Origin of the sequence: Glycomyces rhizosphaerae (assembly GCF_042647865.1) — a bacterium.
Classification (GTDB): domain Bacteria; phylum Actinomycetota; class Actinomycetes; order Mycobacteriales; family Micromonosporaceae; genus Glycomyces; species Glycomyces rhizosphaerae.
Genome location: NZ_JBHRWO010000021.1, coordinates 1,092,115 through 1,114,811, shown reverse-complemented (window position 1 = coordinate 1,114,811; position 22,697 = coordinate 1,092,115). Strand labels below are relative to the sequence as shown.

At 69.3% G+C, this 22,697-nt stretch carries 23 protein-coding genes and 1 pseudogene; 10 read left to right on the top strand and 14 right to left on the bottom strand.

The genetic code is table 11. From position 1 onward, the window contains the following. Positions 1–29 precede the first annotated feature (29 nt). Both ACFO8M_RS25385 and ACFO8M_RS25380 read right to left on the bottom strand, forming a co-directional pair. Positions 30–218, bottom strand: coding sequence for a CstA-like transporter-associated (seleno)protein (locus ACFO8M_RS25385; RefSeq protein WP_387980688.1), 189 nt, complete (start codon positions 216–218; stop codon positions 30–32). Then, the gene (locus ACFO8M_RS25380; RefSeq protein WP_387980687.1) at positions 215–2,419 is read right to left on the bottom strand and encodes a carbon starvation CstA family protein; all 2,205 of its coding nucleotides are present in this window, start codon (positions 2,417–2,419) and stop codon (positions 215–217) included. Before ACFO8M_RS25380 ends, ACFO8M_RS25385 begins: the two co-directional genes overlap by 4 nt. Before the next feature lie 305 nt (positions 2,420–2,724). On the opposite strand from ACFO8M_RS25380, the gene ACFO8M_RS25375 reads away from it, so the two are divergent. The 4 genes from ACFO8M_RS25375 to ACFO8M_RS25360 all read left to right on the top strand — a co-directional run bounded on the left by ACFO8M_RS25375 (position 2,725) and on the right by ACFO8M_RS25360 (position 7,007). After that, positions 2,725–3,306 carry a TetR/AcrR family transcriptional regulator gene (locus ACFO8M_RS25375; protein WP_387980685.1) on the top strand — a complete coding sequence of 194 codons (582 nt, stop codon included), beginning with the start codon at positions 2,725–2,727 and terminating at the stop codon, positions 3,304–3,306. Continuing rightward, positions 3,303–4,814, top strand: a complete 1,512-nt coding sequence (locus ACFO8M_RS25370) for an MDR family MFS transporter (protein WP_387980683.1) — start codon at positions 3,303–3,305, stop codon at positions 4,812–4,814. Before ACFO8M_RS25375 ends, ACFO8M_RS25370 begins: the two co-directional genes overlap by 4 nt. A gap of 219 nt (positions 4,815–5,033) precedes the next feature. Then, the gene (locus ACFO8M_RS25365) at positions 5,034–6,254 is read left to right on the top strand and encodes an FAD-dependent monooxygenase (protein ID WP_387980681.1); all 1,221 of its coding nucleotides are present in this window, start codon (positions 5,034–5,036) and stop codon (positions 6,252–6,254) included. A 33-nt stretch (positions 6,255–6,287) separates the two neighbouring features. Beyond that, positions 6,288–7,007, top strand: a complete 720-nt coding sequence (locus ACFO8M_RS25360) for a TetR/AcrR family transcriptional regulator (RefSeq protein WP_387980679.1) — start codon at positions 6,288–6,290, stop codon at positions 7,005–7,007. A 6-nt stretch (positions 7,008–7,013) separates the two neighbouring features. On the opposite strand, the gene ACFO8M_RS25355 is transcribed toward ACFO8M_RS25360, so the two are convergent. Beyond that, positions 7,014–7,895: a helix-turn-helix domain-containing protein gene (locus ACFO8M_RS25355; RefSeq protein ID WP_387980678.1), complete on the bottom strand. Its 882-nt coding sequence runs from the start codon at positions 7,893–7,895 to the stop codon at positions 7,014–7,016. 104 nt (positions 7,896–7,999) lie between these two features. Here ACFO8M_RS25355 and ACFO8M_RS25350 point away from each other — a divergent pair, with 104 nt between their 5' ends. From ACFO8M_RS25350 to ACFO8M_RS25330, 5 genes and pseudogenes are all read left to right on the top strand, one after another. Then, the gene (locus tag ACFO8M_RS25350) at positions 8,000–8,758 is read left to right on the top strand and encodes a nuclear transport factor 2 family protein (protein WP_387980676.1); all 759 of its coding nucleotides are present in this window, start codon (positions 8,000–8,002) and stop codon (positions 8,756–8,758) included. 94 nt (positions 8,759–8,852) lie between these two features. Then, a complete protein-coding gene (locus ACFO8M_RS25345; protein WP_387980674.1) occupies positions 8,853–9,095 on the top strand; it encodes a hypothetical protein in 243 nt (80 codons plus the stop codon). Next, entirely contained in the window at positions 9,059–9,400 is a 342-nt protein-coding gene (locus ACFO8M_RS25340) for a macro domain-containing protein (RefSeq protein WP_387980817.1), read from the top strand. The genes ACFO8M_RS25345 and ACFO8M_RS25340 overlap by 37 nt, the downstream gene beginning before the upstream one ends. Then, positions 9,397–9,540: a hypothetical protein gene (locus tag ACFO8M_RS25335; protein ID WP_387980673.1), complete on the top strand. Its 144-nt coding sequence runs from the start codon at positions 9,397–9,399 to the stop codon at positions 9,538–9,540. Before ACFO8M_RS25340 ends, ACFO8M_RS25335 begins: the two co-directional genes overlap by 4 nt. 144 nt (positions 9,541–9,684) lie before the next feature. Next, positions 9,685–9,787, top strand: a pseudogene (locus tag ACFO8M_RS25330) (alpha/beta hydrolase); the annotation flags it as partial. A 127-nt stretch (positions 9,788–9,914) separates the two neighbouring features. Here the strand turns inward: ACFO8M_RS25330 and ACFO8M_RS25325 are convergent. From ACFO8M_RS25325 to ACFO8M_RS25285, 9 genes are all read right to left on the bottom strand, one after another. Continuing rightward, positions 9,915–10,271 carry a hypothetical protein gene (locus tag ACFO8M_RS25325; protein WP_387980671.1) on the bottom strand — a complete coding sequence of 119 codons (357 nt, stop codon included), beginning with the start codon at positions 10,269–10,271 and terminating at the stop codon, positions 9,915–9,917. 186 nt (positions 10,272–10,457) lie between these two features. Further along, the gene (locus ACFO8M_RS25320) at positions 10,458–12,026 is read right to left on the bottom strand and encodes a CotH kinase family protein (protein ID WP_387980669.1); all 1,569 of its coding nucleotides are present in this window, start codon (positions 12,024–12,026) and stop codon (positions 10,458–10,460) included. 2 nt (positions 12,027–12,028) lie between these two features. Next, positions 12,029–12,712, bottom strand: coding sequence for a DUF4956 domain-containing protein (locus ACFO8M_RS25315; protein ID WP_387980667.1), 684 nt, complete (start codon positions 12,710–12,712; stop codon positions 12,029–12,031). A 43-nt stretch (positions 12,713–12,755) separates the two neighbouring features. Continuing rightward, entirely contained in the window at positions 12,756–13,613 is an 858-nt protein-coding gene (locus ACFO8M_RS25310; RefSeq protein WP_387980665.1) for a polyphosphate polymerase domain-containing protein, read from the bottom strand. Between the two features lie 147 nt (positions 13,614–13,760). Then, complete coding sequence (locus ACFO8M_RS25305) at positions 13,761–14,252, bottom strand: hypothetical protein (RefSeq protein ID WP_387980663.1); 492 nt, start codon at positions 14,250–14,252, stop codon at positions 13,761–13,763. A gap of 14 nt (positions 14,253–14,266) precedes the next feature. Further along, the gene (locus ACFO8M_RS25300) at positions 14,267–15,472 is read right to left on the bottom strand and encodes an ABC transporter permease (RefSeq protein WP_387980661.1); all 1,206 of its coding nucleotides are present in this window, start codon (positions 15,470–15,472) and stop codon (positions 14,267–14,269) included. Next, complete coding sequence (locus tag ACFO8M_RS25295; RefSeq protein WP_387980659.1) at positions 15,469–16,182, bottom strand: ABC transporter ATP-binding protein; 714 nt, start codon at positions 16,180–16,182, stop codon at positions 15,469–15,471. Before ACFO8M_RS25295 ends, ACFO8M_RS25300 begins: the two co-directional genes overlap by 4 nt. Further along, entirely contained in the window at positions 16,179–18,881 is a 2,703-nt protein-coding gene (locus ACFO8M_RS25290; RefSeq protein WP_387980657.1) for an ATP-binding protein, read from the bottom strand. The genes ACFO8M_RS25295 and ACFO8M_RS25290 overlap by 4 nt, the downstream gene beginning before the upstream one ends. Before the next feature lie 55 nt (positions 18,882–18,936). Further along, positions 18,937–20,040 carry an efflux RND transporter periplasmic adaptor subunit gene (locus ACFO8M_RS25285; protein WP_387980655.1) on the bottom strand — a complete coding sequence of 368 codons (1,104 nt, stop codon included), beginning with the start codon at positions 20,038–20,040 and terminating at the stop codon, positions 18,937–18,939. A gap of 132 nt (positions 20,041–20,172) precedes the next feature. On the opposite strand from ACFO8M_RS25285, the gene ACFO8M_RS25280 reads away from it, so the two are divergent. Further along, complete coding sequence (locus ACFO8M_RS25280) at positions 20,173–20,790, top strand: hypothetical protein (protein ID WP_387980654.1); 618 nt, start codon at positions 20,173–20,175, stop codon at positions 20,788–20,790. A 180-nt stretch (positions 20,791–20,970) separates the two neighbouring features. Here ACFO8M_RS25280 and ACFO8M_RS25275 read toward each other — a convergent pair whose 3' ends face one another. Next, positions 20,971–22,161 (bottom strand): hypothetical protein, encoded by a 1,191-nt coding sequence (locus ACFO8M_RS25275; RefSeq protein WP_387980653.1) that lies wholly within the window; start codon positions 22,159–22,161, stop codon positions 20,971–20,973. Between the two features lie 90 nt (positions 22,162–22,251). After that, a complete protein-coding gene (locus ACFO8M_RS25270) occupies positions 22,252–22,590 on the bottom strand; it encodes a hypothetical protein (protein ID WP_387980651.1) in 339 nt (112 codons plus the stop codon). Positions 22,591–22,697 lie beyond the last annotated feature (107 nt).

The following is a 22,697-nucleotide window of genomic DNA, read 5'->3' as shown; positions in this document are numbered from 1 at the left end:
CCCCGAGACCGCCGGAGCCGCGGGCGATCTCAGCAGCAGCGGGCACTGGGGTGATTGTCGCCGCGGTCGGTGCGCTGACGCTCGAACTCGCGCCTCGGCAGGGCGGGTGCGCCCGGGTGCATGCGGCGGTGGCGGTCGAGGTAGTGGCCGTAGGCGGCCTCGCCGGTGAGTTCCCGCAGGTACCACCGGACGAGGCCGAAGAGGCGGCGCGGTGTCACGGCCCGTCCGCCGGCTCGTGCTCGCCGGCGGGGGCCCGGCCGGCCGGGACAAGCAGTCGCGACTCTACATACGGCGCTTCGGACGAGGGCAGCGGCTCGGTCGACCTGAGCGCGCGCCAGCAGATGACGATCGAGTTGGCGATGATGACCACGACCAGCACCGCGAAGAACGCGGCGAGCACGCCGTCCACGGTGGAGTTGGTGACCACGGTCTGCATCTGCCCGAGATCCTTTGCGGGAGCGAGCACTTCGCCCCGTTCCAGGGCTTCCGCGTACCGTTCCCGCTGTGCGAAGAACCCGATCCGCGGGTCGTCGGAGAAGACCTTCTGCCAACTCGCCGTCAGCGTCACGACGGCGACCCAGGCGAGCGGCGCGGCGGTCACCCAGGCCCATCGCAGCCGCCCGCTCTTGACCAGCACGGTGGTCGCGACGGTGAGGGCGATCGCGGCGAGCAGCTGGTTGGCGATGCCGAAGAGCGGGAAGAGCTGGTTGATCCCGCCGAGCGGGTCGTTGACACCGGCGTAGAGGAAGTACCCCCACGCGCCCACCACGAGCGCGCTCGTGATCCAGATGCCCGGCTTCCAGCCGACGCGGCCGAGCGGCTTCCACACGTTGCCGAGGGTGTCCTGCAGCATGAACCGGCCCACTCGGGTCCCGGCGTCCACAGTGGTCAGGATGAACAGCGCTTCGAACATGATCGCGAAGTGGTACCAGAACGCCTTGAGTCCGTCACCGCCGAAGACCGAGGACAGGATCTCCGACATCCCGACGGCCAGTGTCGGCGCGCCGCCGGTGCGGGCGACCAGGGACTCCTCCCCCACCGCATCGGCGGCCGCCTGCAGATCCTGTGGGCTGATGGTGAACCCCAGGTTCGCCACGGCCGTCGAAGCCGACTCCACAGTGGTGCCGAGCACGCCCGCCGGGGCGTTCATGGCGAAGTAGAGGCCAGGGTCGAGGATGCACGCCGCGATCAGGGCCATCACGGCGACGAACGACTCCATCAGCATGGCGCCGTATCCGATCATGCGGACCTGCGACTCCTTCTGGATCATCTTCGGCGTAGTGCCCGAGGCGATGAGCGCGTGGAATCCCGAGAGCGCGCCGCAGGCGATCGTGATGAACACGAACGGGAACAGCGTGCCGGAGAAGACGGGGCCCATGCCGTTGAGGGCGAACTCGGAGACGGCCTCGGTCTGCAGAGTCGGGGCGACGATGAGCACCCCGACGGCGAGCAGCCCGATGGTGCCGATCTTCATGAACGTCGACAGGTAGTCGCGGGGTGCGAGCAGCATCCACACCGGCAGCACGGCGGCGACGAAGCCGTAGACGACCAGGCAGAAGACCAGCGTCTGCGGGCTGAGGGTGAACGTGTCGGCCCACGACGAGGCCTGGACCCAGCCTCCGGCCACGATCGCGAGCAGCAGCAGCGCGACGCCGATGAGGCTCGTCTCGATCACCCGTCCCGGCCGCAGCGTGCGCAGGTAGAAGCCCATGAGCAGGGCGATCGGGATGGTCATGGCGATCGAGAACGTGCCCCACGGCGACGCGGCCAGCGCGTTGACGACGACGAGCGCGAGCACCGCCAGGATGATGATCATGATCGAGAAGACGCCGACGAGGGCGGCGGCGCCGCCGATCGGTCCGATCTCGTCGCGCGCCAGCTGGCCGAGGCTCTTCCCGTTGCGGCGCATGGAGATGAAGAGCACGACCATGTCCTGCACGGCACCGGCGAAGATGGCGCCGATGATGATCCACATCGTGCCGGGCAGGTAGCCCATCTGTGCGGCCAGCACCGGCCCGACGAGCGGCCCGGCGCCGGCGATGGCGGCGAAGTGGTGGCCGAGGAGGACGCGGCGGTCGGTGGGCTGGAAGTCCACGCCGTCTTCGAGCCGTTCGGCCGGTGTGGCGCGAGTGTCGTCGACCTGCAGTACCTTGCGGGCGATGAAGCGGGCGTAGAACCGGTAGCCGATGGCGTACGAGCCGAGGGCCGCGATGACGAGCCAGAACGCGGAGATCTCCTCGCCCCGGGCGAGGGCGATCACGCCCCATGCGGCGGCAGCCGCGATCGATATCGTCGTCCAGACGAGGACGGAACGCCAAGTGGGTCTCCTCGGCCCTGCCAGTTTACGGCTCGCAGGCTTCGCCGAGGCTGCTTGCGGGCGTTGCGTCCGCCCGGAGCTGTCGGTGTCGGGGGTGGTCATGTCGTCCTCCGAGTGTCGCGCCGTTGGAACAGGAGTCGCCGGGTGGGGGCGGCGTCGCGCGCGGGTCACGACGACGCATGATAGACATCAGTACATATCAATCCCTATTCCGACGATTGTGTCGTAATCCTGCTGGGCGCACAAGACGCGGTCAACCGTTTCCGGCGGACACCACGAGCCGGAGCCGTCTCCGGCCCTTGTTCAAGCGGCGATCGTGGGGCAGGTCTCCGTGGTCGCGGTTGCGCGGCGGCGACGATTGCGCGATTATCGAAACGAACTGTTTTCGTTTTGATAAGGGGATCGCTGTGGAACGACGCTCGCGGCTCGGGCCCGATCGTGAGGCCGAGATCTTCACCGCCGTCGTGCACCTGGTCAAGGAGCACGGGTACGAGAAGGTCACCATGCAGCAGATCGCCGCCGAATCCCACTCCAGCACGGCGACGCTGTACCGCCGCTGGGAGGGCAAGCCCCGTTTGATCATCGAGGCCATTCGGCACCTCAAGCCGCACCCGATGGACGTCGTCGACACCGGAACGCTCCGCGGGGACCTGCTCGCCGGGGTCAGCCCCATGGCCGAGACCGCGGCCGACGACCACGACCTCATCGCCAGCATCCACAACGCCGCCAGGGACGACGAGGCACTCGCCCAGGCCATCCGCGAAGTGATGGCCGAACCCGTGCAACGGGCCGTCGAGACCGTCATCGACCGCGCCGTGCGACGCGGCGAGATCGCCCCCGACCCACCGGGCCGGCGCTTCATCCACGAACTGCTCCTCGCGCCCGTCGCCGTGCGCCCCATGATCTCCGGGCAGCACCCGGACGAGGAGTACCTGACCGCCTACATCGACGCCGTTATCCTTCCGGCCCTTGGAGTCCGACGACCATGACCACCACCGAACCAGCGACCGGGCGCACCGGCGCGAAGCTGCCATCGCACTTCGGGTGGATCTACGCCGCCCTCATGGTGACGATGCTGCTGTCCGCCCTGGACCAGACCATCATCTCGACCGCGCTGCCGACCATCGTCGGCGAACTCGACGGTCTCAGCCACATGGCGTGGGTGACCACCGCGTACATCCTCGCGGCCACCATCGGCATGCCCGTCTACGGCAAGCTCGGCGACCTCATCGGACGCCGCAGCCTGTTCCTCGCCGCTCTCGCGGTCTTCGTCGCCGGCTCCGCTTTGGCCGGGTTCGCGCAGGACATGCCGCAGCTCATCGCGTTCAGGGCCCTCCAAGGGCTCGGCGGCGGCGGGCTGATGATCATGTCGCAGGCCATCATCGCCGACCTCGTGCCGGTGCGCCAGAGGGCGAAGTTCATGGGCCCCATGGGCGCCGTGTTCGGCCTCGCCGCCGTCGCCGGTCCGCTCCTGGGCGGGTGGATCACCGACAACACCGACTGGCGCTGGGCGTTCTGGATCAACCTGCCGCTCGGCGCGGCCGCGCTCGCCATCAGCGCCGCGGCGATCAAGCTGCCGCGCAAGCGGGTCAAGGTCAAGTTCGACTACCTCGGGACCGCGCTCATGGCCGTCGCGGTCACCTGCCTGATCCTGGTGTGCACCTGGGGCGGCACCGAGTACGACTGGACCTCGCCGACCATCCTGTGGCTGGGCGCCGCCACGATCGCCTCCGCGGTCCTGTTCTGCGTCGTCGAGAGCCGCGTCGCCGAGCCGCTGATCCCCCTGCGGATGCTGCGCAACCCGGTTTTCAGCCTCGCCACGCTCATCGGCATGATCGCCATCGGCCTGGGCATGTTCGCCGTCATCTCCTACATGCCGACCTATCTCCAGATGGTCTACGGCTACTCGGCAACCGAGTCGGGGCTGCTGCTCATCCCGATGGTCGCGGGCATGATGCTCACTGCCACCGCGTCGGGTGCCCTGGTGTCGAAGCTGGGGCGCTACAAGGGCTTCGTGGTCACGGGCATGCTGGTGATGCCGGTCGGGATCTGGCTCATGTCCACACTCGACCCGTCCTCGCCGGTGGCACTGCTGTGCACCTGCATCGCGATCCTCGGGGCGGGGATGGGCCTGGTCATGCAGAACCTGGTCCTGGCGGTGCAGAACGCGTTCCCGCAGAAGGAGGTCGGGCACCGCGACGTCCTCGAACAACTTCTTCCGCGAGATCGGCGCGACCGTTGGCGTGGCGGTGGTGGGCGCGATCTTCACCAACCGGCTCACCGATGCGCTCACCGGGATGGGCACGGACTTCGGCGGCGCCGGGGCCGAGTCGATCACCCCGGCGATCGTCAGGTCGCTCCCGGAGGTGCTGCGCGACCAGGTGGTCAACGCGTACGCCGACGCACTGCTGCCGATCTTCCTCGGGCTCGTCCCGGTGATCCTGATCGGCACGGTACTGGCGTTCTTCCTGCCCGACCGCAAGCTCAGCGACGATGACGGCATGGACGAGCCCACGAAGGAACCGGCCATCGCCGCAGCCGCGTAGCGGCTGCTCTCCGACCCCGCCCGGGACCCGCGGCACAACACCCTGCCGCCGGGTCCCGGGCGGTTTTCTGGGTCTGTTGCCATGTGGCCGAACAGACTGACCAATAGAACGGTTTTGGTCAGTTCGTATGCTAGGTTCGGAGGAACACCCGACACGAGCTAGGAGTAGCCATGAACCACCTCGTCAAGCCCCGCCGCGCACTGGTGGTCGGCCTCGGCATCGCCGGGATATCCACCGCGCTCCGACTCCGGCGGATCGGCTGGGAGCCAGTGGTGGTGGAGCGCGCGCCGGCCCGCCGTTCGAGTGGGTACTTCATCATGCTGTTCGGCGCCGGAGCCGCCTCAGCCGAGCGACTCGGGGCCCTCGACGCGATCGGCGACCGCGGTCACCCCGAGATGCGCACCTTTGAAGTGAACCGGGCCGGGCACCGCACCAAGGGCATGAACCCGGCCACCCTCCCCGGCAAGACCCGCCCGCGGATGCTCCTTCGCGGCGATGTCGAACGGGCGCTGTTCGACGCCCTGCCGTCCGATGTGGAGATCCGGTACTCCACGGTCCCCGTCCGCATCGCGCAAGACGACACTTCGGCCGAGGTCACCTTGCGCGACAACGCGACCGACACCACCTCCACCGAGCGGTTCGACCTCGTCGTCGGCGCCGACGGTCTCCGCTCGACCGTGCGCAGGCTGGCCTTCGGGCCCGAGGAGCACCTGCACGCGCTCGACTACATGATCGGGGTGACCCTCCTCGACTCGCAGGTCGAGGGCCTCGGCCCCCGCGAGGGCCTGACCCTGGCCGAACCGGGCCGGTCGGTGACGACCTTCCCCTTCGCCGACCACGCCCCGAGCCTGCTGTTCTCCTACCGCACCAAGGACATCGACGGCGAGTTCAAACGCGCGCCGATCGAGTCGATCCGCGCCGCCTTCGGGCCGCAAGAGCCCGGGCCCCTGCTCGAGCACCTGTTCCAGCGGTTCGAGCAGGCCGACGAGTCCCTGTTCGACTCCGTGAACCAGGTCAGGATGCCGCACTGGCACCGCGGCCGAGTCGTCCTCGTCGGCGACGCCGCATGGTGCGTGACCTTGTACGCGGGCATGGGCGCCTCCAGCGGCATCGCCGGAGGCGAACTGCTCGGCACCATGCTCGAACGCCACGGCGACGACCTGCCGGGGGCGTTGCGGGCCTGGGAGAACCGGCTGCGGCCGTTCATCACCACCGAGCAGGCCAGCGCGTTCACCATGCGCAGGATATTCACGCCTCACGACCGCAAGGAGCAGCGCTCGCGGACGGCCATGATGCGCCTCATGAACGCACCGGTTCTCGGACCCGCCATCGGTAAGCTCGCACAAAGCAAGGACATGGCCAACAAGGCGTTCGACATCGCGGCGGTCTGAACCACCGCAGAGCCAGACAGGGAAACACGAACGATGAGCCAGCTGATCGAGCACCGCTCGCGCAAAGCCGCCCGCGTGCTGGAGAGCACCCGCGAACTGGTGCTCGATCACGGCATCCGCAAACTCACCGTCTCAGAGATCGCCAAGACCGCCGGGATCGGCAAAGGCACGGTGTACCTGTACTGGCCGTCGAAGGAAGACCTCGTCGTGGGCCTGTTCGCCCGCGAGGCACTGGCCCTTTTGGAAGCGGTCGTCGAACGGCTCACCGCCGACCCCGAGTCCGTGCTCCCCAGTCGCCTCGCCCCGCTGCTCGTGAGCACCGGCCGCAGGATCACCCTGGCGAACCGGCTCACCGCCGCGGACTTCGAGCTGCTGCGGCATCTCGTCCAGCAGTCCGGCGCCCGAGAGCTGTTCGCCGATGTCATGCCCAGCGCCCTGTGCGAGGCGGTCATGCCCGTCCTCCACCGGCACGGGCTGCTACGAGACGATCAGCCCCTGGCCGACCAGTCCTACACCATGCACGCGATGCTCACCGGTTTCGGCACCGCGCTCCTGGAACCGGACACCGCCCCGCGTCCCGAGGGCGAGCCCGAGGCCATTCTCGCGCACGCCGTGGGCCGCCTCCTCGAACCCGCTGCGGCCCCGGACGGCAAGGCGCTCACCGCGGCTGCGGCCGAGGTCGCCGCGGCCATGGTCCGGACCCGAGACGCGGTGCTGGACCTCATCGGACGTACCCAGGTCACCGGGGCCTGACCGCCGTCACCGTCGGCGGGAGGTGGTGCGGAACGCGATCGGTGTCTGACCCGTCCGCTGGTGGAAGTACTTCGAGAAGTTGGTGGCGTCCTTGAAGCCGAGGTCGCGGGCGATCCTCGCGGCGGTGCGGTCGGAATGGGCGAGCAGTCGCTTGGCCTCGAGCACGATCCGCTGGTCGATGAACTCCTTCGCGCCCGCACCGGTCGCCGCGAACGCCGCCCGCGCGATGGTGCGCGGCGAGTAGCCGAGCTGGGCGGCGTAGTCCTCCACGCGGCGGGTGCGGGCGAAGCCGCGTTCGACCGCGTATCGGAAGCGCCGGAACGTCTCGTTCACCTCGCCTGCAGGGACGTCGACCGCACCGGCGTGGGCCAGGCGGAGCACGAGCACCGCCAGCAGACGACGCAGCACCGCGAGGTGGACGGACAGGGGTAGGTCGCCCGTCGAGTGGAATTCCCGCGCCAGGTGGGCGCGGGCGGCCTCCAGTGCAGCGCCGCCGGCGCTCGGCCGGAACACGATCGAGCCGCCCGGCTCGTCGACCCGGGCGGCTTCGGCGGTGTCGGCGTCGAGGAAGTCGTCCTCGAACAGGATCAGGTCGCCTTCGACGCCGGACAGGTCGCCCCAGCGCTGGACCTGCCCGGGCCGCACCCACAGCCACGTCCCCGGTTCGATCTCGTAGTCGACGAAGTCGACCATGAAGCGCAGGCGCCCCGCGGTCGGGGCGATGAGCTGATGGAAGTGGGGGCGCTGCAAACGGTCGAGCGTCGCGAGGTTCCGGCGCCGGAGCGCCCCAAGGTAGACCACCTCGACCCCGGCCGGGGAGCCGACCGGCGCCCGGAAGTCGACTTCGAGGATGCCCTCGGATTCTGGTTGTCGGTTTTTCACCATCATCAGTCTCGAGTGTATCGTGCATCCTCCCTGTACTGGGCTTAGCTTCGAGAAGGCAAAGAAAGAGCGCCATGGATCGGTGGCGCACCAGAGCAAGGGAGGACGCCATGGGCAACGCGAAGGAAACGGTGCTGGCCGCCGCGAAGGAACTGTTCGCCGACAAGGACGCGACCGCGGTCGACCGCTGGGTCGCACCCGACTACAAGCAGCACTCGTCGCTCGCCCCCGACGGCCCCGAAGGGCTGCGCGGCCTCGTCGGGAACCTGCCGGAGGGCTTCAGCTACGAGAGCGCCCGCGTCATCGCCGACGGCGACCTCGTTGCGCTCCACGGCGTCTACTACGGCTTCGGGCCCGACCCGCTCATCGCGTTCGACCTGTTCCGGGTCAAGGACGGCAAACTCGCCGAGCACTGGGACGCCCTCACTCCGCTCGTCAAGGACACCGCGAGCGGCCGCTCCCAGACCGACGGTCCGACCAAGATCGGGGATTCCAGCCGGACCGAGGCGACCCGGGCGCTGGTGACCGAGTTCGCCGAGAAGGTCCTCAAAGGCGCCGACTACTCGGTCCTCACTGACTACATCTCGACCGAGCAGTACGACCAGCACAACCCCGAGGCCGCCGACGGCCTCGAAGGGTTCGGCGCGGCCGCCGCCAAGTGGGGCGAGCAGGGCAAGAACCTGGTCTACAAGACCATCCACAAGGTCGTCGCCGAGGGCGACTTCGCCCTGGTCCAGTCCGAGGGCGAGTTCGGCGAGCCGGTCGCCTACTGGGACCTGTTCCGCGTCTCCAACGGCAAGATCGTCGAGCACTGGGACATCGTCGCGCCGATCCCGGCCGAGCTCCCGCACGGCAACGGGCTGTTCTAGGAGGCCGCGCGAACTCGCCTGAACCGCAGGCACTGTGCACCACCACAGGTCCGGCCCCGCTCCGGGGCCGGACCGCCATTCGTTTGGACGCAACATGACCCTCCTCGAGCTCGGCGACTATCGCGAGGCGATCGACCTCGACCTGCCGTTCACGCCGACCGCCCCGCCCACCGAACCGCACGACCTCGCCGGATCGACCCGGAATGCGCTGCGCCTGCTGGCGCGGGAGCCGTCCGCCGGCCCGCTCGGGTTGACTTCCGAGCCGCCCAGGGCGAGCCCGAGCCGACCGGAACCGCGAAGATCACCCGCGGCTACCACCTGCCGGCGCGGTTCGTGATCCACACGGTCGGCCCCGTGGTCCACGGCCCTGTCACCGTCGCGCACCGGCGGGCCCTCGTCGACAGCTACACCGCCTACCTCGACCTCGCCGCACAGGTCGCACCGGTCCGCACGATCGCCTTCTGCGCCGTCAGCACCGGCGTCTTCGGCTACCCGAGACACGAAGCCGCCCGCGTCGCGATCCAGGCCGTCGAGGCCTGGCTCGAGCACCGCCTCGGACGGTTCGACCGCGTCATCTGCTGCACCTACACCCAGGACGACACCGCCGCCTACCGGCAAGCCCTACACCAGGAGACACCGTGAACATCACGACCGCGCAGACCGTGCGGGCATGGCTCGACGACGCCGACCGCGTCCTGATCACCGCCGGGGCCGGCCTCTCGGCCGCCGCCGGATACGACCCGCCGAGCACCTGGCCTACCGCCGGCCGCAGGCCCGCCTGATCCGCGTCAACCGCGACCACTCCGAAGTCCCCGCGGAACTCGCCGGCCGCGCCCTCTCCGTGCAGGCCGACGCCGCCGACTTCATCGGAGCCCTGACCGCCTGAACACCCGGCCCCGCCTCCGCGATCGGCTCGGTCCCAGGGTTACGCCGAGCGTCTGCGGAAGGCGGGAGTTCCGTGCGAGCTCAAGGTCGTGCAGGGCGCGTACCACGGATTCGACCTGGTGGAACGCAACGCCGGAATCTCGAGTGAGTACCGGGAGTCCCAGGTGCAGGCCGTCGGGCGGGCACTGGGGCGAGCGGTTCGACCCGCTCGGAGGAACGGCATGAACCGGGTTCGCGAGCTGCCCCTGACGCGCCGAGAGCCCTGTCGACCTCACGTCGTGGGCGGGGCCTCTCCCGCATCGAGCGTGTCGAAGAGATCATCGGGGTCGATCTGCGCGCGGTAGCGGAACATGAGCGAGACCCCGCTCCCGAAGGAGCCGAGCGTGTCCGAAGGGTCGGTGACGAACTTCGGCTCCGCCCACTGCTGCGCGATCACGGCGGTGGGCCTGCCGTTCACTTCGAGGATCCAGGTCGCGCGTCCGCCGGCGATGGTGGCGAGGAACCGCCGCTGCCGCAGGTAGGCGACCGCCTCGGCGATCGTGCTCGACTCCGGCAGGTCGATCGTCCGAGCGTGCGGGTAAACGTCGTCGCCCATGGCGACACTCGATCGGTCCACGTTGACGTTCATCGTCGGCCCTCCTCAACTTGCCCGATTCTGCCCGTCCGCCCGGCCGAAGTCAGCCGGAACGCCGGCGACGGCGCGCAGAAGGCCGATCCGGTCGGCCGGGGTCGTTCGGACTCGCTCGGCCGCATGGGTCGACGCGACGGGGCCGGGTGGAGCAGACCATACGGCCCCGTCGCGCCAGATCATCCCTCAGACTGCATCGAGTTGTACTGCCAGGAACTCCTCGCGCTGCTGGATGACCGTCTTGAGCGACTCCGCGGACTCCGCCACATCGGCGGCGCCGTTGAGTTCAGCGGCCGCCGCTGCAGTGTCGACCGCTTCCGCGGCCGCACCACTGGCGTAGATCCGTTCATAGAGGTCGTTGTAGGCCTCCATGTAGACCGCCTCGAATGCCTCGGAGTCGAGGAATCGCTGTTTGAAATCGCTCGCGCCGGACGACATGCCGCCCATGCCTTCGGGCATCTCGCCGCCTTCGGGCATCCCGCCTCCCTCGGGCATTTCCATGCCTTCCGGCATCTCCATGCCTTCCGGCATCTCCATGCCTTCGGGCATCCCGCCGCCGCCCATTCCGATCGACCCGATCTCGCCGGGTGCCAGTTCGGCGTTGGTGAGCGACAGGTCGAGGTCCCAGGTGAGCACGGAGATCAGGCCGGTGTCGTAGTCGTACCAGAGGTAGTAGTTGCTGCCGGGTCCGGCCATGTCGTCGGTGTTGACGATCAGGTTCTGCAGCGCGGTGTAGTTCGCGAACGATTCGACGTCGACCCAATCGGCGAGTTCGGCTTCGAAGGTCGCCTCATCGGCCGAGTCGAGCCATTCCAGGAAGTCGATGATCGGCTGCACGTCCGCCGATCCCTCCATGGTGACCAGCTTGAAGTCGTCCTCGTACTCGCTGGGATCCTGGCCCTGGTAAGCGAACTGACCACCGGCCCGGCCCTTGTAGAGCACCCCTTCGCTCGCGCCGTACTCTTCGTCGGCCCAGGTCACATCCATGGCGTCCACGACTCGGCGCGTCACCGTCTCCGAGCCGTTCACCGAGACCTTCGAGTAGGTCCAGTCGTAGCTCGGCTCGCCACTGGCCTCGACCAGCTCCAGCGAAACGGCCTCGGTCAGGGTCGAGCCGCCCATGCCCGAGTCGACTCGCAGCGTGATCTGCTGATTGCCCTGGTAGACCTGGCCATCGACGAATTTGGAGAAGTCGACCAGCCACGGGAGCGTCTCCGGTTCGTCGAAGGTCAGCGAACTGCCCATGCCGCCCATCCCGCCCTCGCCTCCGCCGGGCATTTCCATCCCCTCGGGCATCTCCATGCCTTCAGGCATTTCCATCCCCTCGGGCATCTCCATGTTCTCAGGCATCTCCTGGCCGCCCACGTTGATGTTTCCCCCGAGGCTCGCCAGGGTCGAGTTGCCCTTGAGACGGATGCCGACGTCGGTGATGGTCACGCCGTCGATGGTGATGTCGGCCTTGACCCATTCCTTCTCGCCGGAGTCCTGGAACGTCTCGATCATCTTCTGGTAGTCGTCCTCGTTGTACTCGAGGCTGATCTCGTGCGCCACGGTCGTGTCGAACAGGTCCACGGTGCCTTCGACGTCATTGGTGATGACGAACCCCTCGTTCGCATCCGAGGTCACGACCGCACTGACGCGGATCGTGCCGACCGCCAGCACCAGGACCGCGATCAGGCCGATCGACCCGACGATGAGCTTCCAGTAGTGCCGGACGCTCACCGGAATCCGGTGTCGCAGTGCTTTGGCGCTCATGGCTACAGGTCCGTCTGGTCGTAACCGGTCAGCACCGTCACCTGCTGCCCCTGCGTGATGTCGCGCAGATCGCCGAGCAGGCCGGACGGGTTCTTGCCCTTCTTGAGGCGGACGGTGTACGTCATCTCCGTCAAGGCACCGCCTCTGATCGTCTCGATGCTCACCTGTTCGTACTCGTCGGTGTGGCGGATGAGGACGTCGTCGATGTCGCCGGCCATGTCCTCATGGGCGGGGACTTGGACCTTGACGACTTGGCGTTGGACGTTGTGGGCGAACCAGTTGAAGCGGTGCATGATGAGCAGGACCAGGCAGATGACGGCGGTGGCGATGACGGCCAGGAGATAGAACCGGGTGCCGCAGGCCATGCCCACGCCCATCACCAGGAAGATGTACCCGACGTCGCGGGTCTCCTTGAGCGCGTTGCGGAACCGGATGATCGACAGGGCGCCGACGAGCGCGAACGCCCGCGCCACGTTCGAGCCGACGATCAGCATGATCATCGCGATGATCATGCCCATGATGATGAGCGTCTGCACGTACGACTGGCTGTACGAGACGTTGCGGTGGGTCCGGCGGTACACCAGGGAGATCACGCAGCTGAGCACGAACGAGAGCGTCAGCGAGATCGCGATGTCGGCGACGCTGAACTCTCCGGAGAGATCGGTGAAATCGGTCAGGAAATCCATCTAGACGACTGCTTTCCGCAGATAGTGGGCGAAGCCCGGTCGGTTACTTGACAACGGAGGGCACCGACGTCGAGGTGCCCTCCCGCTTGGAGTGGACGGAGAAGTCCTCTTCGACGGGAACGTGGAACACCGAGCGCGGCGCCTGCCCGAAGGCCTCGATGCTCTGGCAGTACTTCGAGACCCGGACGACGTTCATGCCCAGACGGGCCGCCATGTCGGTGACCCAGTACGGGACCCGCTCGTTGGCCTTCACCTCCACGATCGCTTTGGCCGGCGGGATGATGAGGCGGTTCTCGACCTCGGCGCCGAGGTGGAAGTCGCGGTCGCGGCCGCGCACCCGGTGGTCGATGGTCACCCGCAGGCCGAGGTCGGCGTCCGAGCCGAGGTAGGCCTCCCGGTTGTAGGCGGTGATCGCGGTCGGACGCAGTCCGTGGCCTTCGATGAGGCCCAGGACTTCCTCCAGGAACGGCCGCTGCTCTGGTTCGTGGTCGATGAGCACGGCCTCGTCGCACAGCTTGCGGGCCAGCAGGTACGGCACCTTGATGCGTCGTTTCTGCGTGACCCGGTTGACCCGCTGCTTGATCTCGATGTAGACCGGGGTCTCATCGGTCAGCTCATGCCGCTCACCGTAATTGCGGATGCGCAGCTTGCGCCGGAAGTGCAGCCCCTCGATCTTCTCCCAGTAGTAGCGCAGGGACTTCGAGTCGTAGTACAGGCTGCACACCGGATACCCGCCCTGGATGGTGAACGGGTCCGCGGTCATTCGCGACCGCAGTTCATCACGCAGGACGGGCACCTGGTCGTACGAGAGGAGGTACTTGATCTCGAACCGGTTGAACGAGTGCAGCGCGCTGGCGGTGCGGCGCAGGTGCGCGGCATCTCCTCCGCTGAGTTGGCTCATCAACGCTCCTTGAATTGTTGGGAACGTCGATAAGTCAAGCCGGTGAACTTACTCGTGAACTCAGGGTGAACTCAAAGTTGCCTCAAAGAAACACCCATATAGGAATAACCGTATGGAAGGGGTGACCTTACGTGCGTAAAGGACCCGCTAGTCGACGATCTCGGTCACGCCCTCCGCGGCGACCGTGCCCTCTTCCTCTGCCTGACCGGTGACGGTGACCTGGTCGCCCTCGGCGAGATCGGACAGGTCCGCGGCCGAGGCCGTGCGCACCTCCGTGTCCTCGGTGGTCTCCACGATGACGGTGGCGCCGTCCTCCGTTTCGATGTAGACGGTCGTGTCGTCGACCATGACGACCGTCCCACTCGTCTCCTCGGCGGCGACCGCACCGGCTTCGTCGGGGAGCTGGGCCCCGTCCGGAAGCGCGCCGAAGCCGCCGCCCGGCTCGAATCCGGTCTCGACGACGCCCCACTGCTGCTGGGCCGCAATGCCACCGACGAATCCTCCGGAGATGAGGACGGCGGCGAGGAGCCATTTGGTGGCCTTGTTGGTGCGGGGACGGCGCTGCACCGCGAGCGCCTCGTGCAGGTCGTCGGCCATCGGCGGCAGGTCCGCGAGGACCAGCTCTTCCTTGGTGACCATGGTGGACTCCTTGACTACTCGTAACGAAGGGCGTCGATGGGGCGCAGTTTCGCCGCGCGGGAGGCGGGATAGCCGCCGAAGAACAGGCCGATGGCCATGGAGACGCCGAGTGCGAGCGCGACGGTGCCCGGCACGATCACGGTCTCGTAGCCTGCGATGGTGAACGCCGAGCAGGCGTAGGCGACGGCGACGCCTAGGCCGCCTCCGAGCAAGCTCAGCGCGGTGGCTTCGGCGAGGAACTGGGTCAGGATCACGCGCCGCGGCGCGCCGAGGGCCTTGCGGATGCCGATCTCGCGGGTCCGCTCGGTCACCGAGACCATCATGATGTTGGTGATGCCGATGCCGCCCACCAGGAGGCTGATGGCGGCGACCGCACCGAGCAGGACCGTGAAGGTCTCGGCGGTGTCGGCCTGCGTCTCCAGCAGTTCGGCGGCGTTGGTGATCTGGAACGGCGCGCTCTGGCCGGCTTCGACGTGCAGCAGGCCGTCCAGAACCGCGCTCACCTCCGATTCGGCGGCGTCGACGGTGTCGGAACTCGTGGACTGGACGAGGATCTGGGAGAGCGCCCCGTAGCCGGTGAGGGTCCGCTGCACCGCGGTCAGCGGCGCCACCGCGATGTCGTTGGCGTCGGTGAACCCCGTCGAGGAGCTCTGTTCTTCGAGGACGCCGACGACGGTGTACATCGAGCCGCCGAGACTGATCTGCTCGCCGATCGGGTCGGCGCCGCCGAACAGCTCCTCGGCCACGGTGGAGCCGATGACGACGACGCGGCTGCCCGCTTCGACGTCCGCCGCGGCCAGTCCGGTGCCCTCGGCGAGGGTGTGGTTGGCGGCGGTCAGGTAGTCCTCGTCGGAGCCGACGACCGAGCCGATGTCGTACTCGCTGCCGTCCCACACGGCGGTGGCCGTCGTGCCGGCGACCGGAGAGACGCCGGCGACGTTCGGGATGAGCTCGGAGTCCTCCAGGTCCGCGGCGATCGCGGCGGTGAGGTCGGTGAACCGAGTCCGGGTGCCCTGGCCGAACGACGCCGAGACGGTGAGCGTGTTGGTGCCCAGCGACTCGATGCTCTCCTCGACCTCCTGCTGGGAGCTGGTTCCCACGCCGACGAGGAGGATCACGGACGCCACGCCGATCAGGACGCCGAGGACGGTCAGCGAGGACCGCAGCCGGTTGGCGACCACGCCTCGGACGGCGAAGCGCAGGATCTCGACCAGGTTCATGCCCCCACCCCTTCCACGAATCGGCCCTTGAGGACGGTGTCCTCGACGATGTCGCCGTCGCGCAGGCGGATCAGCCGCCCGGCGCGGGCGGCCACCTCGTCCTCGTGGGTGATGAGGACGATCGTCCGGCCCGCCGCGTGCAGCAGGTCGAGCAGGTCGAGGACGTCGGCGGTGGAGCGGCTGTCGAGGTTGCCGGTCGGCTCGTCGGCCAGCAGCAGCGACGGCGAGGTGACGAGCGCCCGCGCCACCGCGACGCGCTGCTGCTGGCCGCCGGAGAGCTGGTTGGGCTGGTGGTCGGCCCGGTCCTCCAACCCGACTTGGGCCAGCGCCAAGGCGACGCGCCTGCGCCGTTCGGCCTTCGGGATCTTGGCGTACACCAAGGGGAGCTCGACATTGGCCGCGGCGGTGGTGCGCGGGATGAGGTTGAACGACTGGAAGACGAATCCGATGCGGCGGTTGCGCACCAGCGACTGCGAGTCCTCGTCGAGCGTGCCGGCGTCGACGCCGTCGAGGAGGTAGGAGCCGGAGGTGGGCGAGTCGAGCAGTCCCAGGATGTTCATCAGGGTCGACTTGCCCGAGCCGGAGGCGCCCATGACGGCGACGTACTCGCCCCGTTCGACGTTGAGCGTGACGCCCCGCAGGGCGTGGACCAGGGTTTCGCCGTGGCCGTAGCGCTTGGTCACCTGGTCGAGGGCGATGACCGCGCTCATGAGCCGCCGCCGGGCATGCCGCCTGCGCCGCCGCCGGGGAAGCCGCCCCCGCCGCCACCGGGGAAGCCGCCGCCGGGTATCTCGAATCCGCCCTCTTCGGCTCCGGAGGAGTCGGCGCTCATCACGACCGTGTCGCCTTCGGACAGTCCGGAGGCGATCTCGATGGAGGTGTCGCCTTCGAGTCCGAAGGTCACGGTCGTCTCGGTCTGGGTGCCGTCTTCGCCGACGAGGGTGACGGTGCCCTGGTCGCCTTGGCGTTCGACGGCCGCGGTCGGCAGGTAGAGGGCTTCGGCGGCCTCTTCGACCACGATGCTGACGGACACCGTCTGGCCGAGCCGGACCTGCTCGGGCAGTTCGACGAGGGTGAGCGTCGCGTCGTAGGTGGCGACGTTCTCCGAGGATTCGGCGGTCGGTGCGATGGCGGCGAGTTCGGCTTCGGCGCTCGCGTCGATGGCGTTCCAGGTGACCGTCGCGCTCTGTCCGACGAGGACCGATGCGGCGTCGCCCTCGGCGACTGCCGCGGTGACCTGCAGGTTGCCGAGGTCGGCGATCTGGATGAACCCTGTCGTGGACGAGGAGTCGGTCCCGGTCGATTCCTGGCTCTGGCCGCCGGTACCGCCGGACGACTGGCCGATGGTGCCGTTGACGGCGATCACGGTGCCGGCGGCCGGGGCGGTCAGGACCGTGTCGGCCACGGCGTCCTCGGCTTCCTCTACCGCGGCTTCGGCTTCGTCCACGGCGTCTTCGGCCGTCTCGGTCTCGGCGTCGGTCTCGGCCCGGTCGAGGCTGTCCTCGGCGGCGTCGAGATTGTCCTCGGCCAGGTCGAGTTCGCGCCGGGCGTCGGTGGCGTCGACAGTGGCCAGTTGCTGGCCCTTCTCGACCAGGTCGCCGACGGCGACGTCGATCTTGGTGACGGTGCCGGATGCGGCGAAGTCGGCGGTCACCGTGGAGGCCGCGGTGACCGTGCCGTCCGCCGAGACGGTGCGGGTGACGGTGCCGGTCTGGACAGTGGCGGTGGCGGTCGCGTCGGCGGCGGCCTCGGAGGGCTCGCCGCCTCGGATGAGCAGGTACGCGCCGCCTGCGCCGGCGGCCAGCAGCAGCGCGAGGCCGCTGTTGACCAGTAGAGAGGGTGATGGCTTTCGCATGGACCGGATGCTGTCGGTCGCAACTCGACACCGCTCCCGAGTCGGCTCAAAGACGGCTTGGAGAAGGGTTAACTTCTCGGGCAGCAGGACCCGGAAGGTCGCGCCGCCGCCGGGGGTGGCGCACAGGCGCACGCAACCGCCGTGGTTGGCGACGATGGCGGCGACGATCGACAGGCCCAGGCCGGTGCCGCCCTCATCGGCGGCAGCGGTGCGGGCGCGGCTCGGATCGAGGCGGAAGAGCCGTTCGAAGACCGATTCGGCGTGTTCGGCGCCGATGCCGGGGCCGGTGTCGGCGACCTCGACCACTGCGTACGGCGGAGCCGGCACCTCCCCCACCTGCGCGAGGCACGGCGGTCCGACGGTGCGGCTCCAACCGAGGCGGACGGCGATTCGGGCGTCGGGCGGGGTGTGCCGCAACGCGTTCGCGACGAGGTTGGTGACCACCTGGCGCAGGCGCGGCTCGTCGCCGACGATGCCGACGTCGTCCAAGAGTCCTTCGGAGACGCCGCTGAGCGGCTCCAGGGAGACGAAGCGGTGCCGCTCGCGCAGATGCGCGTCGCCGATGACGTCGGCGCAGATGCCCAGGAGGTCGACCGGGCCGCGTTGGGAGGGGCGCTGTTCGTCGATGGCGGCCAGGAGCATGAGGTCGTCGAGCAGGAGCCGCATCCGCTGGGACTCGCCTTCGATGCGGCCGATGGCCTCGTCGAGGACCGGTCCGGGCGGGGCGCCGCCGCGCCGGTAGAGCTGGGCGAAGCCGGTGATGGAGGTGAGCGGGGTGCGCAGCTCGTGGGAGGCGTCGGCGAGGAACCGGCGCAGGCGCTCCTCGGAGGCGGCGCTGTCGTCAAGGGCCGCTTGGATACGCGTGAGCATCGTGTTCAGTGCCCGGCCGAGGCGACCGGTCTCGGTGTGCGGGTCGGTGTCGGTGACGCGTTCGTCGAGGCGGCGTTCGGCGATCCGCGCGGCGGTGGCCTCCATGCGGTCGAGCGGGCGCAGGCCGATGCCGACCACCCACAGGGCGCTCAGCGCGAGCAGCGCGAGCACGCTGAGGCTGACGGCACCGCCGATGAGGCGCAGGCTCTCGGTGGCCGCCGCGACGTGCTCGGCCGACAGGGCCAGGACGGTGTAGTCGCCGTCGTCGCCGGCTTGGACCAGGACGCGCCAGGAGTTCCCGTCGGTGTCCTCGACGGTGTAGGGCGTCGCTCCGGCGGCGCGCGCCGCGAGGTCGCCGAGGCCGGTCAGCGCGGGGAGGTCGGCTTCCTCGTCGCCGACGACGCTGACGAGTTCGCCGTCGGCGCTGTAGACGTAGAGGCGCGGCACTTCCGGCATGCCGGCGTTCGGGTCGCGGTCCCTCGCGTCATCGGGCAGGTCGCTGGAGGGGACGCGCTGCCCGGCGGCCTCGGCGGCGCCGTGCAGCTGGTCGTCGATGCGGTCGGTCAAGACGTCTTCCAGCAGCGCCGTCGCCGACACGATCGCGATGCACAGCGCCAGCGCGCACAAGGCGACGGCGGTGACGGCCATGCGGGTGCGCACGGTCCAGTGCCGCCATCGGCGCATCGCCGGCTTCACTGTCCGGCCTCGGGGGGCCGGAGCGCTGGTGCGGTCGTGGGGATCACCGGCCGATCACGACCGTGTCCCCCTCGGCGAGTCCGGAGAGAATCTCCACGCCGGAGTCCCCGTACAGGCCGGTGGTGACCGTCTCGGTCCGCGTCGTGCCGTCGGCGGCGAGGACGGTCACCTGTGCGGTGTCGCCGTCGGCCGATTCCAGTGCCGAGACCGGCACGGAGAGGGCGTCGTCGACGCTGGCGAGCACGATGTCGACGGTGGCACTCGAACCGGACCGCACGGATTCGGGCGGGTCGGCCACGCCGATCGAGACGGCGTAGGTGACGAAGTCCTCGGTGGCGGTGCCGGTCAAGGCGATGGAGCCGATCTCGGCGTCGATCGCGTCCTCGGAGTCGGCGAGGGCGACGGTGACCGCCTGGCCGACGCTGAGCGCGGCCGTGTCCGCTTCGGGGAAGTCGGCCACGACGGAGACCGCCGACAGGCTGCCCAGTTCGATGAGGACGGTCCCGGCCGACAGCGAGGTGCCCTCGCCGGCCGAGACCGACAGGACGGTGGCGTCGGCGGGGGCGGTCAGGACGGTGGCGTCGAGGGTGTCCTGTGCCGCGGCGAGGTCGGCCTCGGCCTGGTTGACCCGTTGCTGTGCGGTGAGGATCGCGTCGGTGCCGGTGCTCTGGCATCCGGTCTGGGCCGGCTGGGTCGCGCCGCCCTGCCCGGCGGTGCCGGTTCCCGCGGTCGGGGTCGACGCCGACTCGCATTCGTCGGCGTCGTCTTCTGCGCCGGCCAGATCGTCTTCGGCCTCTTCGAGTGCCGTCTCGGCTTCGTCGACCAGTTCGGCGGCGTCGGCGTCGTCGGCCTTGGCGAGTATGTCGCCCTTGGCGACCTGGTCTCCCGCGGCGACGTTGACGGCGGTGATCTCGGCGTCGGTCGTGAAGCCGAGCGACCACTGCCGGGAGGGCGTGACGGTGCCGGTGGCCGAGGCGGTCAGCGACACCGTGCCGCGTTCGACCACTGCGGTCTCCGGTCCGGTGCCGTCCGAGTCCTGTCGGGTGAGGAGGTGGTAGGAGGTCGCGCCGACCGCGGCGATCGTTACGACGGCGAGGGTGCTGAGGACCAGTCTGGTACGTGAGGGCCGTGCTGAGGACAATCCCATGTTCGGCATCGTCGGTCCCGTTACTCGGCACGGGATCAAACGGGCCTCAAAGTGGACTCGGAATCCGCCTCCGAGCCGATCTTGAGCGGGCTTCGAGCCGGCCCCGAGGTCGATGGCGAAGGGTTCGGCCCTATGCGCACCATTCCCTCCTGGCCGCGGCATCTGCTGCGCGCGGCCGTACTCGCGGCCGCCGGCCTCGCCCTGACCGCCTGCGGCTCCGGCTCCGGCTCCGGCTCCGGCGACGACTCCGAATCGAATCCCGACGAGAGCGCCTCGTCCGGCGCCGACATGCTCAGCGGCTACGTCTCCTGTATCGAGGAGCAGGGCATCGAGCTGCCCGAGGACTGGGCGCAGGGCTTCGGCGGCGGGATGCCGGGCGAGATGCCCTCGGACATGTCCGGTGGGATGCCGAGCGAGATGCCGACGGACATGCCCACGGACATGCCGACCGGCATGCCTTCGGGCGGGTTCGGCGGTGGGTTCGAGACCCCGGAGGGCGTCAGCGACGAGGACTGGCAGGCCGCGCAGGAGGCCTGTTCGAGCGAGCTGCCGATGGGCGGCGGCGCCCCCGGCGGGGAGGCCCCGGGCTCGGACGGGTCCGACGATCTCGCCGCCTACCGCGACTGCCTCGCCGAGCGCGACGTGGTGCTGGGCGACGACGTGTCGCAGCTCGACGAGAGCGACCCCGACGTCGCGGCCGCGATGGAGGAGTGCGCGGCCCTCGCACCCGAAGCCGGCACCGAATCCTGATCCCTCCCATGACGGGCGGGCCTGCGCGCGCAGGCCCGCCCGTCTTCCCGTCGCCACTCGACCCGCAGGCCGTCGCCGGTGCCGAAGGCGCACCGGTAGTCGGCGGGCAGGGCCTCGAAACGCCTTGGGGCGGTGCTGCAGATGCAGCACCGCCCCAAGGCGTTCGGTCGAAGGGTCGGCTCATTCGTGCTCTTCGCCAGGAGCGTGGGTGTGGTCCTCCGTCGGTTCGGTCGCTTCTGTTTCGGGATCGGCGGTCGACTCCGAGTCGGCCGGGGACTCCATGTCCATGTTCTCGTCGGAGCCGTGCTCGTGGTCGTGGCCGTCGTCTTCTTCCCCGGTCGACTCGGCATCATGGGAGTGGCTGTGCTCCAGCGCGGCTGATGCTCCAGGAACGGCCAGCGCGCCGAGCGCGACGAAGGCGAGCACGACGACCGCTCGATACCCTCCGGCAGATAGCACGCCGTGGCGCTCGCGCGGGAGCAGCGACCAGGCCAGTCCGACGACGACGGCGACTTCCATCGCGGCGGCGATCAAGTCCGCCGCTCCGAACGATTCGGGAACGCCGGCATGGGGGCCGAACGGCACGCCCCACACGCGGCTGACCGCCCACACCCCGAGGAATCCGACGTTGGCCAGCAGCCCGGTCACCCGGATGAGGGCGTTCCCCAACGGGAGGGCCAGCAGTCCCCAGAGCAGTTGGAAGGCCGCCGTGGCAGCGAAGAAGGCTCCGGCCAGAAGCCACTCCTCCCAGTGTGTCGGGGTGGCGAAGACATGCACGACACCGGCGGCCAGGCTGGCGATCGCGGCCACTTGGCGCGCGAGCTTGGCCTCGGTCCGCAGGCGTGCGTTGTCGCGCGGGTCTCCGGAATCCGGGGCCTCGTCGAGGAAGGACGTTCGGGAGGAGGGCGGAATCCGGTCAGCGCGGCCGTCGGAGCCGGCGGCGGCACGGTTGGGGAGCAGCGAGAAGACCTGCGTGTCCCAGTCGTCGTCCGATCCGCGCCCGTCCGACTTGCGGTCGGCCGTGGCGGTGTTGCCGCGCCGTTGGTCCGGGTAGGGGTCGGTCCAGGCCCCGGCCGGGTTTCCGCGCGGCCGCTCGTCCGCGATCACGCTCGCGGCGTGGCCTGCGCGCGGCAGGGGCCGCTGGGGCGTCGCGGCCGAGTAGTAGCCGGCGGTCGGGGCGCTGTCCGATGCCGAGGCGGGGCGGCCGGATCCCGATCGGCGTTCGACTCCTTCACTGTTGAAGCGCTGGGAATGGCGCCGAGAAGGGTAGGGGTCGTCGGGCCCAGGGGACGGTTCGGGTCGGTGGGGGCGTGCGGTCTGCGCGCGCCGGTTCGACGGCGCCTGGGGACGGCCGTCTTGGGGATAGGTCATTGATGGTCCCTCGCTTCAGGTCAGTCGGCAGTGCACGGCACTGCCGGAGGGTCGGAGGAGATGCGGGTCGCCCGGCGAGGGCGTCCGCTCCTAGACCCTGTTGACCTGGAGTTCGGATACGGGATCGGTGGGAGATCGATCCCTGACGTCGACCGCGTCGGTGGCCGCTGCGGCCGAATCCGCGCAATCGGGAAGCGCGGCTTCGGTTTCGGCGGCGGTCGGGAAGTCAGCGCTGGCGTCGGGGAGCATAGCGAGCCCGCATGCGTGCGCGCCGTGATCGTGTGATGGCGTGTCCGCGTGGTCCTGCTCGACGTCATGGTCGTGCGAGGAGATCGCAAGCAGATCACTTTGCGGGCCGAGCAGGTGACTCAACGTGAGTATTGCGGCGATTCCCACCAGCCAAACCGCGAATCGCTTGCGGTCCAACACTGAGTGGACACCTCGCATTGCCGACGGGAACCGGCCGCGAAGGCAAGCAGCGCTCGCAGCCTCCGCGACTGTAACACGGGCCACTGCGACGTCCCCGGCTCGAGGAT